Raw genomic sequence first — 14,415 nt, 5'->3', positions numbered from 1 at the left:
CGGTGACGACCGGCCGCCCGCGCTTCAGCCCACCGATCTGCCGACCAGCGGGGGTGTGTTCTCGCCCGCGCCCCTGCGTACTCCGCGCAGGAACGCGTCGAGTGCTTCGTCGGCCGTCCGCGCGGGCCGCCAGCCCAGCACGTCGTGTGCGCGGGAGCAGTCCAGGACCGGCAGTCGCAGCACCGCGTCGAACAGGTGCGGTGACGCGGGCACGGCGTGCGCCTGCCAGGCCGCGGACAGCGCGGTGCGGACCAGCGCCCTCGGCACCCGGACCACCTTCGCGCCGAGCTGCGCGGCGAGGGTGCGGGCGTCGATCACCGGGTCGGCCGCCAGGTTGAACGCCCCTCTCGCCTCGCTCAGCACGGCGAGGCGGTACGCCTGGGCGGCGTCGTCGGTGTGGAGCACCTGGAAGCGCAGTCCTTCGAGGTCGGGCACGAAGGGCAGCAGATCGGGCCGCAGCAGCGGTCCCGGTACGAACCGCCCGGCGAAGATGCGGCGTTGTTCGCTCGCCGCGGTCTCCTTGAAGAGGAACCCGGGCCGCATCCGTACGACCCGGATCTCCGGGTGGTCCCGTTCGTAGGTGTCGAGGACCCGTTCCAGGTACGCCTTCTCGCGGCAGTAGGCGGCGTCGGGCCAGCCATGGGTCGGCCACCGCTCGTCGACACCGGGCTCGGTCTTCGGACCCGGTGAGTAGGCGCCGACGGAGGACGCGTGCACGAGTGCCGGGACCCCGGCCGCCGCGACCGCCCGGAACACCCGCATCGAGCCCGTCACGTTGCTCTGCCAGGTGACGACCGGGTCATGGGTGGGCTGGAACCGCCATGCGAGGTGGACGACCGCGTCCGCTCCGGCGAAGTGGCTCTCCAGCTCGGCGGCGCTGTCCCGTCCGCCCAGGTCCACGGTGTCCCAGGTGGTGCCGGGCACCGAGATGCCGGGCAGTCTCCGGGCCAGGCCGAGGACGGACGCGACCTTCGGATCGGCGGCGAGGGCCCGCACGACACTGGTGCCGACGTTCCCGGTGGCGCCCGTGACGACGACGCGCAGGCCGGGCGCAGGCCCTGTCATCCGTCCAGCCCCGGTCGTCCCCAGTGCCGGTGCGCGCCGACGGCCTCGGCGAAGGCCGTACGGAAGGCGTCACCGCCGGACGCAGCGCTCACCACACCGTCACGGACCGCCGGTGCGTCACCCGTCGCCGGAGCGGCGACCGCTGCGGGGAGCAGCGTGCCGAGGGCCGTGGCGCCTTCCCCGTACCCGCCGATCGGCTTGCCGTGGCGGTAGGCGTTGCGGACGAACCTGCGGACCGGGTCGTCGGTGAAGGCCGCGCCGTCGGGCAGCACGACGGCGTCGTAGAGGACGGCCGCGACGGTGGGCAGGGCACGGTCCACCTTCAGCTTCTCGCCCTGACCGGTCTCGACCGTGCCGTCCTGCGGCGCCAGCAGTTCGGCCACCGCTCCCCGTGCGGTGAGCGCCTCCTTGACGGCCGTGACCTGTGCGCCGTCGACCCCGTCGGTGACCAGGATGGCGATCTGCCGGGTGTCGATCGATCCGTCGCCCCGGTTGTTCTCGATGCTCAGCGCCGCCGACCGGTCGGGGGCCGGAGTGTCGGCGCGGCCCGGCCGATCGACACCGATGCCGTCGGCGACCGCGTCGGCGAGGTCACCGTCGACGAGGGCCAGTTGTCCGACGGTACGGGCCCTGACCTCCATCGCCGACACCTTGCCCAGCTCGAAGCGGAACGCGTCGACGATGTGCTGCCGCTCCCAGTCGGTCATGCTGTGCCAGAACAGCGCCGGCTGGAGGTAGTGGTTGTCGAAGCTCGGGCTCCGGCGCTTGATCTTCCTGCCCTCGACCTTCTCCGTCAGATGGCGGTACGCCACGCTGTCGGGGTCGGCGAGCGCCGGGCAGCCCGCGCCGAGGGAGTTCGGCGTGTAGTTGGTGCCCGTGTGGATCTGTTCCTGGTGGTAGCCGTCGCGCTGGTTGTTGCGTACGTCGACGACGGGCCGGTTGACGGGGATGTGCGCGAAGTTCGGGCCGCCGAGCCGGATGAGCTGGGTGTCGAGGTACGAGAAGTTCCGTGCCTGGAGCAGCGGATCGTTGGTGAAGTCGATGCCGGGGACCACGTTGGCGGTGTGGAACGCGACCTGTTCGGTCTCGGCGAAGAAGTTGTCGGGGTTGCGGTTCAGCACCATGCGGCCGATGGGGCGGACCGGGACCTGTTCCTCGGGGACGATCTTGGTGGCGTCCAGCAGGTCGAAGTCGAAGGAGTGCTCGTCCTCCTCCGGGATGAGCTGGACGCCCAGCTCCCACTCCGGGTACTGACCGGCCTCGATGGTGTCCCACAGGTCGCGGCGGTTGAAGTCCGGGTCGCGGCCCTGCACCTCCTGGGCCTCGTCCCAGACGAGGGAGTGCACGCCCAGCTTCGGCTTCCAGTGGAACTTGACGAAGGTGCCGTTCCCCTCGGCGTCGACGAAGCGGAAGGTGTGTACGCCGAAGCCCTGCATCATGCGGTAGCTGCGCGGGATGGCCCGGTCGGACATCAGCCACATGATCGTGTGCAGTGTCTCGGGCTGGAGCGACACGAAGTCCCACAGGGTGTCGTGGGCGGAGGCTCCGGTGGGGATCTCGTTGTGGGGTTCCGGCTTCACCGCGTGCACGAAGTCGGGGAACTTGATGCCGTCCTGGATGAAGAAGACCGGGAAATTGTTGCCGACGAGGTCGTAGTTGCCCTCCGACGTGTAGAACTTGGTGGCGAACCCACGCACGTCCCGTACGGTGTCGGCCGATCCGCGCGGGCCCTGCACGGTCGAGAACCGGACGAAGACCGGGGTACGCACCGCCGGGTCCTGGAGGAAGGCCGCCCGGGTGAACTCGGCGCACGATTCGTACGGTTCGAAGTAGCCGTAGGCCCCCGCGCCACGGGCGTGCACCACCCGCTCCGGAATCCGCTCGTGGTCGAAGCGGGTGATCTTCTCCCGGAAGTGGAAGTCCTCCAGCAGGGTGGGGCCGCGGTCACCGACCGTGAGGCTGTCGTCGGTGTGATCGACGGTCACCCCCTGATCGGTGGTCAGCGGGCCGCCGGCCGGGTCGGCCGCTCGGACGCTGTCGCGCTGTTCCTGTTTCTTGTCCGCCATCGAGATCTCCTTGTTCGCCTTGCGGAGCGGACCGGCTCCCGCACGTCCGTGTCACGGCGGCGCCGCCTCGCGCGCCGCGTGTCCACCGGGTGCGGTCGCGGCTGTCCGCCGCCACCGGTCCGGTCCGCGACGGGCGGTGGACACTGCCGCGGGGTGCTCGGCCGAGGATTGGACATCCGCCCACCGTCCGGGTTACCAGCTTGTCCCAGGAGAAACCTGTGCGCGCGTTCTGTTGGCCCGTCGCCGGCGCCCGGCCGCGCTCGCCCGGCGCCCGTCGGCCCCCGTCGCGCTCGCCCGGGGTGCCGGGCTCGTGCACCATGGTCACGGGTCGGACCGCGTCCCGCGCCGCCCGGTCCCCGGCCGTGGCGCACCCCCGGCCACCCTTCGACCACTTCGAACCACGACGAGGTCCTGAGAAGACGAGGTCTTGAGAACATGGCGTCCACGCTGTGCCATCCGACGCACGACCGCACCGCGCGTCCGGTTCCCCCGCTCCTCGTCCGGCCGCCCGGCGGTGGTGCGGCCGGTGGGACGGTCCCGTCGGCCGGGAGGCCGTCGAGGTGACCGGTCGGACGTACCCGGCGCCGAGCACCACGGCGGACCCGACCACCTTCGGCGCACCGTGCTGGGCCAGTCTGATGACCGGCGATCTGGCCCGGGCCCAGGACTTCTACGGCGCCGTGCTGGGGTGGGAGTTCCGGCCGACCGAGCTGGGCGAGGAGTTCAGCGTGGCCGTCTCGGACGGCGTACCCACCGCGGCCCTGGGTTCCCTCACGCCCGCGCTGCGAGTCCCCGCCGACTGGACCCCGTACTTCGCCGTGACCGACGCCGACGAGGCCGCCGCGCGCATCAGGGAGCGAAGCGGCACCGTCGCCGTCGGGCCGCTCGAACTGCCCGTCGGGCGGGGCGCGCTCGCCGCCGACCGCGAGGGCGGCCGGTTCGGCATCTGGGAGGGCAGGCTGGTCGAGGACTGGCGGACCTGGCGCGCGCACCGGCCCTGGTGGCTGGATCTGCGGGCCGTCGACGCCTTCGACTCCGCCATCTTCTACGGCGGGGTGCTCGACTGGGCCTGCGGACGACCGGGTTGCTGCGACGTCGGCTACGAGGGCGACGAGGTCGTGCTGTGGGACGACGGCAGGATGGCGGCCCGGATCACGTCGGCGGCCACTCCGGAGGCCGGAGGTGGCGGGGGGAACCCGCGCTGGAATCTGCACTTCCCCGTTCCGGACGTGGGGAGCGCCGTGGCCGCCGCGGTCCGGCGCGGCGGCAGCGTCGTCGGGGAGCCGGGCCCTCCGGACGGTGGAGGCACCGTACTGAGTGACCCCGACGGTGCTCGGTTCGTCGTGGTCCGGGCAGAAGGTGGTCATGGCCGAAGGACGAACTGAACCAGCTCTGCCGCGCGGACGCGGCCCGCTCTCGACAGCCGTGGTCGGACGGCTGGGAGGGGACGGCGCGCTGCCCGGTACCGAAGCCGCGCGGGAGGCGAATCCCTACGGCGAGGATCTCCACCTCGCCCTGTACGTCTGCTACGAACTCCACTACCGGGGTTTCGCCGGGGTCGATCCGGCACTTGAGTGGGACCCCGCCCTGCTCACGGTGCGTGCCGCGCTGGAGGACCGGTTCCTGACGGCCCTGCGGCGTGACGCGGAGGAATCCCGCCCCCTGGACGACGTACTCGCCGAACTCCTGGTGGAACCGGTCCACGGCTCGGGGGTGTCGCACTTCCTCCAGGAGCGGGGGGAGTTGCGGCACCTCCGGGAGTACGCCGTCCAGCGGTCGCTGTACCACCTCAAGGAGGCGGACCCGCACGCATGGGTGCTGCCACGCCTGTGGGGGCGGGCGAAGGCGGGCATGGCGGCGGTGGAGTACGACGAGTTCGGCGGTGGCCGCGCCGACCGTGTGCACGCGCGGCTGTTCGCGGACCTCATGACCGATCTAGGGATCGACCCCACCTACGGGCGCCACCTCGACGACGGCTGCGCCGAGATGCTGGCCCTGGTGAACCTGATGTCCCTCTTCGGGCTCCACCGGCGGCTGCGCGGGGCTCTGGTGGGTCATTTCGCGGCGGTCGAGATCACCTCGTCACCGAGCTCCCGCCGCATGGCCGCGGCCATGCGGCGGGCGGGGGCGGGCGCAGCCGCCGAGTTCTTCTACACCGAACACGTCGAGGCGGACGCCGTCCACGAACAGGTCGTACGCCGTGAGGTCATCGGAGGGCTCCTCGAAGAGGAACCGGAGCTGGCCGCCGACATCGCGTTCGGCGTCACCGCGACCTCGTACGTGGAGGACCGTCTCGCCGACCGGCTGCTGACCGGCTGGCGGTCCTGAGGCCGGGACAACCGCCTATCGGTCCTGAGGACGGGAGGGGCTCGGCCCGCGCCCCGGCCCCCGTCGTCCGGTGCCGACGCGACCGCACGGGACGCGCCCGCCCGTGCCGGCCGGTTCGCTGAGGGCGTCGGCCGTTCGCACGCTGCCCGGAGGAGAGACCATGAGCGTTCCGGACGCGGACGCGGATCGTGCGCGCCGGACGCGCGAACAGCCGGCAGGTGAGCCGGGCGGCGAAGGGCACGACCGGCCCGGAGCACCGGCCGCGGCTCGGGGAACGGGCCGGGCAGCTGACGGAGCGGAGCCGGCCGGAGAGCGACGGTGAGGGGAGGCCGGGTGCCAGCACGGTGAGAGCCGCACGCCGTCCATCCCCGGCCCGGACGGACCTGAGCCGGGGATGGACGGCGTGCGACAGGGCACCCGAGGGTGACGATCAGTCCTCGCCGGACACAGGAGGCAGCCCACCCATGCGTCACCCACCGGCCGAACCCCTCTCCCCGTCCTCCCGGCCACCGAACCGGGACGGTCACCGCTTCCTCACCTCCGCCCCGCGCCCGACTGCCGCACCCGACACGGAGAGTGAGTGTTCAGGTGGTGGGTCGGGCTCAACCGGGGGAGTCTGGGACTCGGTCGCCGCCCCGTCGCTCTCTCCCACGGAGTCCCCCATGTCCGCAGGAACGGCCGCACCGCCCCGCCCGTACCGCCTGGTGACGCTGCCCGGGGTGTACGCACCGCAGCACGACACCAGACTGTTGATGGAGGCGCTGGGCCGAGAAGGCGTCGGTCCCGGGACGGACGTCCTGGATCTCGGCACGGGAAGCGGCGCGCTCGCGGTACGGGCCGCGCACATGGGTGCGCGGGTGACCGCCGTGGACATCGCGTGGCGGGCGGTCCTGACCACTCGTCTGAACGCGCTGCTGTCCCGCCGGCGCATCACCGTCCACCGCGGCGACCTGACGTCACCGGTCGGCGGCCGGTCCTACGACATGGTGATCTGCAATCCGCCGTACGTCCCCGCGCCCTGGGCCCGGCTGCCGGAACGCGGCGCCGCACGGGCCTGGGACGCCGGGCACGACGGGCGCGCGATCGTCGACCGGGTCTGTGACGCCGCGCCGTCCGTCCTGCGCCCCGGTGGCGTGTTGCTGATGGTCCATTCCGGGCTCTGCGACAGCGGCGCCACGCTTCGCCGGCTGTCACGCGCGGGACTGAGCGCCACGGTCGGGGACCGTGTGCGCGTCCCCCTCGGTCCTGTGCTGCTGTCCCGGCTGGAATGGCTCCGGGAGCGCGGGCTGATGAGCCGGGACGAGGCCGCTGAGGAACTGGTGGTGATCCGTGCCGAACGCTCCTGACTCCCCCCGTCGCGTCTTCCTCGGCGCCGAGGGCCCGCTGCTCGTCGAGGGGCCGGTGGAGGTGGTCGGCGCCGACGGAACGGTTGCGGTCTCGGACCGCTTCACCGTCGCCATCTGCACCTGCCGCCGCAGCCGCGTCCCTCCGTGGTGCGACACCAGCCACCGGCGCCGGGCGGGCCCGAGGACCACGGACGCGCCGGCCTCCCCCGGTACCGGGAATCGGTCCGGCGGTGCGCCGGGCGACACGACGGAAGGAACCACGGATGAATGACGCCGGACAGCCCCACGATCCCCGCACCTCGCATCCGCGGCCGGACTTCCCCCAGCAGGGGCAGCAGCACCCCGGCTGGACCGGCCCGATGGACCCGCCGCCCGATCACGGCGAGGACTCCTACCGGGGCAGCGGACTCCTCGCGGACCGGAAGGCCGTCGTGACCGGCGGCGACTCCGGGATCGGCCGGGCCGTCGCCCTGGCCTACGCCCGCGAGGGAGCCGACGTCCTCTTCACCCATCTGCCGACGGAGGAGGACGAGGCGCGGGAGACCGCCCGGCTCGTCGAGGAGGCGGGCCGCCGGGCCGTGCCGGTCGTCTGCGACATCCGCGAGGAGGAGCAGTGCGGGGCTCTCGTGGAGCGGGCGGTGGCGGAGTTCGGGAGGATCGACGTCCTGGTCAACAACGCCGCCTACCAGATGGCCCAGCCGGACGGGATCGGCGCCATCTCGACGGAGCAGTTCGACCGGGTCGTACGGACCAACCTGTACGGGATGTTCTGGCTGTGCAAGAGGGCGGTGCCGCACATCCCGGCGGGCGGATCGATCATCAACACCACGTCCGTACAGGCGTACAAGCCCAGTCCCCATCTGCTGGACTACGCGATGACGAAGGGGGCCATCGCCACCTTCACGAAGGGCCTCGCCCAGATGCTGGCGTCGGACGGCATCCGCGTCAACGCGGTGGCGCCCGGCCCGGTGTGGACCCCGCTCATTCCCGCGACCATGCCGGACACCACCGAGTTCGGCAAGCAGAGTCCGATGGGGCGTCCCGCGCAGCCGGCGGAGATGGCACCGGCGTATGTGTTCCTCGCCTCCTCGCGGGCGAGTTTCATCACCGCGGAGATCATGAACGCGACCGGAGGAACCCCGCTGCCCTGACCGGACGAACGCTGTCCTGACCGGACGAACCGGATGACGGACCCGCCGCTCCACGCGGCCGTTTCACGCGGCGGGCCGTCACCTCCCGGTCCCTCTCCCCTCGGCCCCGCTCCCCCGCGAGCGGCGACGCAGCAGAACCGCCAGATCGAGGGCCGCGAACAGCGCGAGCGCACCACAGATCCCTGCCAGCACACTCACGACGAGCGAACTCGGGGAGTCGTGCGGCCCGGAATCCGCCGCCCACAGCGCGAGCAGCACCGTGCCCACCGCGAAGACGGGCAGTGCGACGGAGGCCAGGATCATCCGCAGTCCCACGGCGCTGCGCGCGGTGATCGGCTCGGTGCCCTCCCGGCCCGGACGGCCACCGTACGACGGCCGGGGCCGGGGCACGTCCGGACCGTCCGAACCCTCGGGGCCGTTCGGAGGTCGTGGCTGGGACATGCGTACTCCCTTCGTCGAGGACGGACATCCGGGGAAAGCCCGGTTCGCCGGGTTACGGACGTCCGAGAGGACTCCGGTTTCGTCGCGTCCGTTGTATATATCGTGCACGCGTTCGTCCCCCTGGGCCGTGCGGCCCTCGGAACGGAAGGACGAACAGACGGGTCCTCCGGGCCGTTCGGGTGACGGTCCGGGCACGCGTACAGGGAGACCGGCCGGGGGCCGGATGCGTGACCGGACCGTCCCCCGTACCTCGATCGTCACCCGGATGCCGGATCGGTGCAACGTCGACAAGGCGCGGCACCGTACGGACAGTGACGTCTCACGCCCCGCGCAGGGCGCGGCGTGCGGCCCGGTAGGCGGTGGCCGGGTCCTCACAGTGGCCCGCGACCGGGCGCCAGGTGCCGTGCCAGTCGACGAACGGGTACCAGCGGCCCGCAGCGAGGCGCAGTTGCACCCGGGCCGCGGCGTCGGTGAGCCGGTTGTCCTCGCCCACCAGGGTGGCCAGGGGGGCCGGGCGGAGCGGCTGGATCGCGTTCTCGGCACGGGCGAGATCGCGCGGGTCCGCCGGGACGCGGTGGGCGGCGGCCTCGACGTTGCCGGGGCCGCCGTACTCGTGGGCGAGGGCGAGGTGCCGCAGTTGGACCGTGGTGAGACCGAGACGGCCGGCGGCGCTCTCCAGCCAGGGCAGGAACTCGGGCCGGGCCAGCATCCGGGCGGCGTCGAGGAGCGGATCGGTCCCGTCCGCCGGGTCGGGTGGGCCGGGCCGGTCACCCCGGCCGGGCACGGCCCCCGGGAGGCCGCCGTCGAGGAGGGCCGAGGCGCGGTGGGCGGCGTCGCGGGTGAGCAGGCGCAGAACGTCCAGGCCGGGGGCGGGGGCGGGTGGGGCGTCCCGGAGCATGTCCAGGAGAGGTGCCCCGGTGAGGGGTTCGCGAGGCGGGCCGGGCACCGCACCGGCACGGTCGTTCCAGCGCGAGAACGCCTCGTGGGCCGGCATGCCGGTTCCTGGACCGGCCGGATCGCTCCCCGGCGTTCCCTGATCCCGGACCTCCGGCGTTCCCGCGTCCGGCACGGCGCTCGGCGTGGTGCTCCCTGACGCGGGGACCACTGTGCCCGGCACGGGGGCGGCGGTCGGCCGGAGGCCCAGCGCGGCCCGGAGGCTCTTCATCGAGCCGCCCCGCAGACTGAGGATGATGCCGGGGTTCTTGCGCAGCCGGTCTGCGACGCTGTAGCCGATGGCCGCCGTGTGCGGGCACACCACTCCGCGGGGGCCGCAGGTGCAGGAGAAGGAGAGGTCCCCGGGCCGCGGGGCGAGCGGGACACCCGCGGTGGTGGCCGGGTCGGTGAGCACGTCGACGAACCGGCCGGAGGCGATGGCCTCGGTGACGTCCGGGCGTTCCGCGATCGCCCGGTAGATCCGGGTCCAGCGGTCGGGGGCGACCTCGGTCACGCCGAGCCGGGGCTGTACGGTGGCCCCGGCCTTCCCCGTGCTGATCCTGCCGTGGGCGAGACCGGCACTGATGTTCACCTGTCCGAGTGTTCCGGCGCCCAGCAGAGACTTGCCGGACCGCAGGTGCCGCGGGGCGGCGGCGGCCGCCTCGAACGCGGCGAGCCAGGCGGCGGCCCAGCCCCCGGTGGTGGTGGGCGCGGGGGCCGGGGCGGTGGCTGTCATGGGGTGCTCCCGAGGGTGACGAGCTGGGCGAGTTCATCGTCGTCGAGGTCGGCCAGGGCGCCTTCGCCACTGGTCAGCACGGCATCGGTCAGGGCCCGCTTGTGGTGCAGGAGTGCGGCGATGCGGTCCTCCAGGGTCGCCTCGCTGATGAGCTGGTGGACCGTGACCGTGCGGTCCTGGCCGATGCGGTGGGCGCGGTCGGTGGCCTGGTCCTCGACGGCGGGGTTCCACTGCTGGTCGTAGTGGACGACGTGGGTGGCCCGGGTGAGGTTGAGACCGACCCCCGCGGCCTTCACGGACAGGATGAGCACCCGGACGCGTCCCGCCTGGAAGGCGTCGACCATGCGCTGACGCTCCGTCAGGGACGTCTGGCCGTGCAGGAAACTCGGCGCCAGGCCACGGGCCGCGCAGTGGGCGTGCAGGAGACGCCCCATCTCGACGTAGCTGGTGAAGATCAGGACGGACTCGTCGCAGGCGGTGATCTGGTCGAGGAGTTCGTCCAGGGCCCCGAGTTTCGCCGAGCGGGCGGCGAATCCGGGGGCCTCGTCGGCGTGCCGGGGGCCGGGTTCCCTGAGGTAGTGGGCCGGGTGGTCGCAGATCTGCCGCAGTGTGGTGAGCAGTCGGACGACCAGGCCGTGCCGGGTGATACCCGCGCTCTCGCCGATGGCGGCCAGCGTCTCGCGCACCGCGGCCTCGTAGAGCGCCGCCTGTTCACGGGTGAGCCGCACGATCCGCCGGGAGTGGACCTTGTCGGGCAGTTCGGGCGCGATGCCCGGATCGCTCTTGAGCCTGCGCAGCAGGAACGGGCTGATGACGCGGCCCAGTCGGCGGGCGGCCTCTCCCGTGGTGTCGCGCTCGGCGTCGCGGCCGTAGCGGGCGCGGAAGGCCGTGCGGGTGCCGAGCAGTCCGGGGTTGACCCAGTCCATGATCGCCCAGAGTTCTTCGAGGCGGTTCTCGACGGGGGTGCCGGTGACGGCGACGCGGGCGGCGGCGGTCAGTTCACGCAGCCGACGGGCCGCGGCCGTCGCCGGATTCTTGACGCTCTGCGCCTCGTCCGCCAGGACCAGGTCCCAGTCGACGGCCGTCAGCGGGCCGGTGTCGCGTTGCAGGATGCCGTACGTGGTGACGACGACCGTGTCCGAAGTGACGTCGACGAGGGTGCGACCGGGCCCGTGGTAGGCGACAACGGGGGTACGGGGAGCGAAGCGCCGGATCTCCCTGACCCAGTTGGTGACGAGGGAGGCGCGGGCGACGACGAGCGTGGGCCGCGCGGCGCCGGCCTCCTGGCGGTGGAGGATCAGCCCGATCGAGGTGAGTGTCTTGCCCAGGCCCATGTCGTCGGCGAGGCAGGCACCGTAACCGAGTTCGGTGATGCGGGCCAGCCAGGTCAGGCCCCGGTGCTGATATCCGCGCAGTCGGGCGCGGAGTGCCCGGGGCGGGGGCAGGGGGGCGGCCTCGGAGGCGTCGGCGCGCAGGGCCGCGATCAACTGGGCGAGGCCGTCCGCGGGTTCACAGGCGTACGTCGCGCCGTCGACACTCACGCTTCCGGACAGCGCGGCGCCCAGGGCGTCGGCGCCGTTGAGCGAGGCGAGGCCCCGATGGGCGGCTCGGTGCACGGTGGTCTCGTCGAGCAGGACCCAGGTGTCGCGCAGCCGGACCAGGGGACGCGCGGCTTCCGCCAGGGCGTCCATCTCGGCCTCGGTGAGCGCCTGCCCGTTCAGTGCCAACTGCCATCGGAAGTCGATCAGTTGCTCCAGCCCGAGCCGGGATTCCGGCGTTGCGGACCGGCTGCCGACGACGGTTCGGGTGGTGAGCGCGTCGATGAGCCCTTCGGGCCAGCGCACCCGGAATCCGGCCGCCGCCAGCGGCTCGGCCTCGGCGACGAGCCGCACGGCCTCCGCGACGGACAGCCTCAGCCGGGCGGGGGCAGCCGAGGTGGCCAGTCGTGCGGCGGCCGGCCAGATGTCCGCGATCCGGCGCAGCGCGCGGCGGACCTGGCGGCGCCTCAGCGGCGAGTCGGCGCCGGGATGCCGACCGGACCACACGTCGTCGGCGGGGACGGGCCCGGCGGCTCCGGCTTCGTCGTCGTCCGGATACAACGACAGTGTGGAGCGCAGGTGTTGGGCGGCCGCATCGGTGTCCGAGGGCGGATGGACGGTCAGGAGCAGCCGAGGGCGCGGGGCGGGGTCGGCCCGGTCCTCGATGTCGTCCGCCCACCGCCGCAGCGCGGGCGCGGGCTCCCCGGTGGCCGAGAGGAACGGCCCGTCGCCGAAGAGCGCGTGGGCACCCGGGGTGCGGACGAGGGTGTCGGCCAGGACGTGGAGGAATGCCTCCACGGCGTGCAGCGGTGTGGTGATGCGCGGGGCACCGTCGGGAGCGGGCAGCGCTCGGCAGTGCGCGTGCGGGGGCATCTGTTCGGCGATGTGTCGAACGGCTCCGAGCACGGGGCCGGTGAGCGGGCCGACGTGCCAGGCGTCCCGGCCGTCGTCGCCGAGCGCCGGATGGACGAGTCGGGCGGCGACCAGCCCCAGTCCCAGACGGGTGGCCGCCTGCCACGCCTGGGCGGAGGGATGGAGGGCCCGGTCGCCGTCGAGAGCGAGGAGTGTGCGGACGGCGGGGCGCAGCGGCAGGGCCCATCCCGCCACCGGGACGCGGCGGACGCCGTGATCGCGGGCCAGGACCAGTTCCCTGACCGCCCCTGGCAGAGCCGCCGCCGGGGTCGCCGCGGGCATCGGACGGCCGTCGGGGCGGTAGAGCAGGAAGTGGGGGCCGTCGGCGGGTCCGTCCATGAGGAGGGTCAGGGCGCAGCCGCCGCGCAGGGCGTCGGCGGCGGCCGAGTGGGCGGACGACGCGACCGTGGGTACGGGCGCCGTGGGCGGCCGTCCGGCCGGGGGCTTCGAAGCTCCGCCCGCTGTCGGCAGCAACCGGAGCAGCGCGGACGCGGCGGCCATGCGTGCGTCCGCCTTCGAACCTCCGTGCCCCCTGGCCTCGACCGTCCGCCCGTCGTACGGACAGCGGCCGGTACAGACGAACGCGGGCTGGTGCGCGGACCCGGTGCGCTCGTACACCCACTCCGGCTTGCCGATGACGTGATCCATCTTCAGCTGGTTGAGGTCCATCAGCGCGTTGGTACGGCGGCGCTTGCGTTCGTCGCGGTCCTCCGCCGCCCGCTCCGCCCGGTCCGGCGCGGGCGAGACCGTCGGCGGGTCGGGGTCGGGGAGGTCGGGCAGACGCACCACCGTCTCGGGCAGGGCGGTCAGGGCCGCGAGCAGACCGACCGACGCGCGGTGCCGGGCGGACCTGCGTCCACGCGCGCTTCGCGGGGCCCCGTTCACCGGCCCGCCGCCCGGATCGAACCGTGCGGTGGTCAGGTACGAGGGCGCCTCCGAGCCGGGGCCGGGTCGGCTGCTCTGCTCGTAGACCGGCCCTGGTACGCCCAGCTCCTTGGCCCGCATGACCAGCAGGGATTCGGCGAATCCGGAGCGCTGCGCGACGACGTCGAGCGCCGCGACCCGGGCCTCGTGCCAGCCGGGGCCATGGGCGGTGAACAGGAGCTGGTACATGTGGCGGTGCTGGAACCTGCCCTGTTCCGCACGTCGCAGCAGCTCGTCCAGCAGGCGCGGGCCGGGTGTGTCGGAGCAGACGCGTTCGTCCAGCAGGACCTCGAACGCCTCCGCTCCCAGTCCGTGAACGCTGTCGCCGGTCGCACGGGGGCGGGGCAGCTCGGTGGGGGCGAGCGGATCGGTGGCGCCGGCCAGCCGGGCGAGCAGACCGGTCGCCGCCCGGTCGCGGGCGTGCTGCCGGGTCGGGCCCCGGTGGGCCGGTCCGGTGACCTCGTGGCCCGGCAGCCCGGCCCGGGCGACGACCTCGAAGGAGGTCCCCGCGCCGTCCGAGACGTCGCGGGTGTCGGTGAACCCCGTCGGGGGCCACATTTCGAGCTGGCAGTGCAGTTGCAGGACGTCCCGCGCGGTCTCCGGGACGCGGGCCGCGTGGGCCAGGGCCGCCTCCCGGACGGGTGCCCAGACATCGCGGGCGTCCGCGACGAGCAGCACCATCCGCAGATCCCGCAGCGACATCAGCCCAGAGGCGGTCCGGCGGACCGCCTCGGCCCCGAGACCGCCCGTCAGGTCGCCGTGGACGCAGGCGGCTGCGAGGTGGTCGCTCCATTCTCCGGCGTCGAGAGCGGACAGGGGCCGCCGCCTCGTGGGCGCCGCCGCCGAGGTGCCACCCGTCGACGGGTGCGGTGCGGCGGCCGGGGTTCCGATGGTCGCCCGGCCGTGGCGCTGCGCCGTCAACATCCCTCCCTGAATGACGTGTGTCCCGGCATTCTCGCCCGCCCGACGTGTCGG

General features: G+C 73.5%; 10 protein-coding genes. 5 read left to right on the top strand and 5 right to left on the bottom strand.

Features of this window, described 5'->3' with window-relative positions; translation table 11 throughout:
- Nucleotides 1-24 precede the first annotated feature (24 nt).
- Both PZB75_RS29635 and PZB75_RS29630 read right to left on the bottom strand, forming a co-directional pair.
- On the bottom strand, nucleotides 25-1,065 hold the full coding sequence (locus tag PZB75_RS29635; protein ID WP_275538376.1) for an SDR family oxidoreductase: 1,041 nt from the start codon (nucleotides 1,063-1,065) through the stop codon (nucleotides 25-27).
- On the bottom strand, nucleotides 1,062-3,131 hold the full coding sequence (locus PZB75_RS29630; RefSeq protein WP_275538375.1) for a catalase: 2,070 nt from the start codon (nucleotides 3,129-3,131) through the stop codon (nucleotides 1,062-1,064). Before PZB75_RS29630 ends, PZB75_RS29635 begins: the two co-directional genes overlap by 4 nt.
- Before the next feature lie 560 nt (nucleotides 3,132-3,691).
- On the opposite strand from PZB75_RS29630, the gene PZB75_RS29625 reads away from it, so the two are divergent.
- From PZB75_RS29625 to PZB75_RS29605, 5 genes are all read left to right on the top strand, one after another.
- Nucleotides 3,692-4,516 (top strand): VOC family protein, encoded by an 825-nt coding sequence (locus tag PZB75_RS29625; protein ID WP_275538374.1) that lies wholly within the window; start codon nucleotides 3,692-3,694, stop codon nucleotides 4,514-4,516.
- A complete protein-coding gene (locus tag PZB75_RS29620; RefSeq protein ID WP_275538373.1) occupies nucleotides 4,497-5,459 on the top strand; it encodes an iron-containing redox enzyme family protein in 963 nt (320 codons plus the stop codon). Before PZB75_RS29625 ends, PZB75_RS29620 begins: the two co-directional genes overlap by 20 nt.
- Before the next feature lie 662 nt (nucleotides 5,460-6,121).
- Entirely contained in the window at nucleotides 6,122-6,805 is a 684-nt protein-coding gene (locus PZB75_RS29615; RefSeq protein WP_275538372.1) for a HemK2/MTQ2 family protein methyltransferase, read from the top strand.
- The gene (locus PZB75_RS29610) at nucleotides 6,789-7,076 is read left to right on the top strand and encodes a CDGSH iron-sulfur domain-containing protein (protein WP_275538371.1); all 288 of its coding nucleotides are present in this window, start codon (nucleotides 6,789-6,791) and stop codon (nucleotides 7,074-7,076) included. Before PZB75_RS29615 ends, PZB75_RS29610 begins: the two co-directional genes overlap by 17 nt.
- Nucleotides 7,069-7,956 carry an SDR family oxidoreductase gene (locus tag PZB75_RS29605; RefSeq protein WP_275538370.1) on the top strand — a complete coding sequence of 296 codons (888 nt, stop codon included), beginning with the start codon at nucleotides 7,069-7,071 and terminating at the stop codon, nucleotides 7,954-7,956. Before PZB75_RS29610 ends, PZB75_RS29605 begins: the two co-directional genes overlap by 8 nt.
- A gap of 78 nt (nucleotides 7,957-8,034) precedes the next feature.
- Here the strand turns inward: PZB75_RS29605 and PZB75_RS29600 are convergent, their stop codons facing one another.
- The 3 genes from PZB75_RS29600 to PZB75_RS29590 all read right to left on the bottom strand — a co-directional run bounded on the left by PZB75_RS29600 (nucleotide 8,035) and on the right by PZB75_RS29590 (nucleotide 14,364).
- On the bottom strand, nucleotides 8,035-8,259 hold the full coding sequence (locus PZB75_RS29600; RefSeq protein ID WP_275538914.1) for a hypothetical protein: 225 nt from the start codon (nucleotides 8,257-8,259) through the stop codon (nucleotides 8,035-8,037).
- Nucleotides 8,260-8,716: 457 nt separating this feature from the next.
- Nucleotides 8,717-10,066, bottom strand: coding sequence for a hypothetical protein (locus tag PZB75_RS29595; RefSeq protein WP_275538369.1), 1,350 nt, complete (start codon nucleotides 10,064-10,066; stop codon nucleotides 8,717-8,719).
- Nucleotides 10,063-14,364: a DEAD/DEAH box helicase gene (locus PZB75_RS29590; protein ID WP_275538368.1), complete on the bottom strand. Its 4,302-nt coding sequence runs from the start codon at nucleotides 14,362-14,364 to the stop codon at nucleotides 10,063-10,065. The genes PZB75_RS29595 and PZB75_RS29590 overlap by 4 nt, the downstream gene beginning before the upstream one ends.
- Nucleotides 14,365-14,415 lie beyond the last annotated feature (51 nt).

The sequence above is a fragment of the Streptomyces sp. AM 4-1-1 genome (genome assembly GCF_029167625.1).
GTDB lineage: Bacteria > Actinomycetota > Actinomycetes > Streptomycetales > Streptomycetaceae > Streptomyces.
Note: the sequence above shows the minus strand (reverse complement) of the source record. Positions and strands in the feature narration are given on the sequence as shown.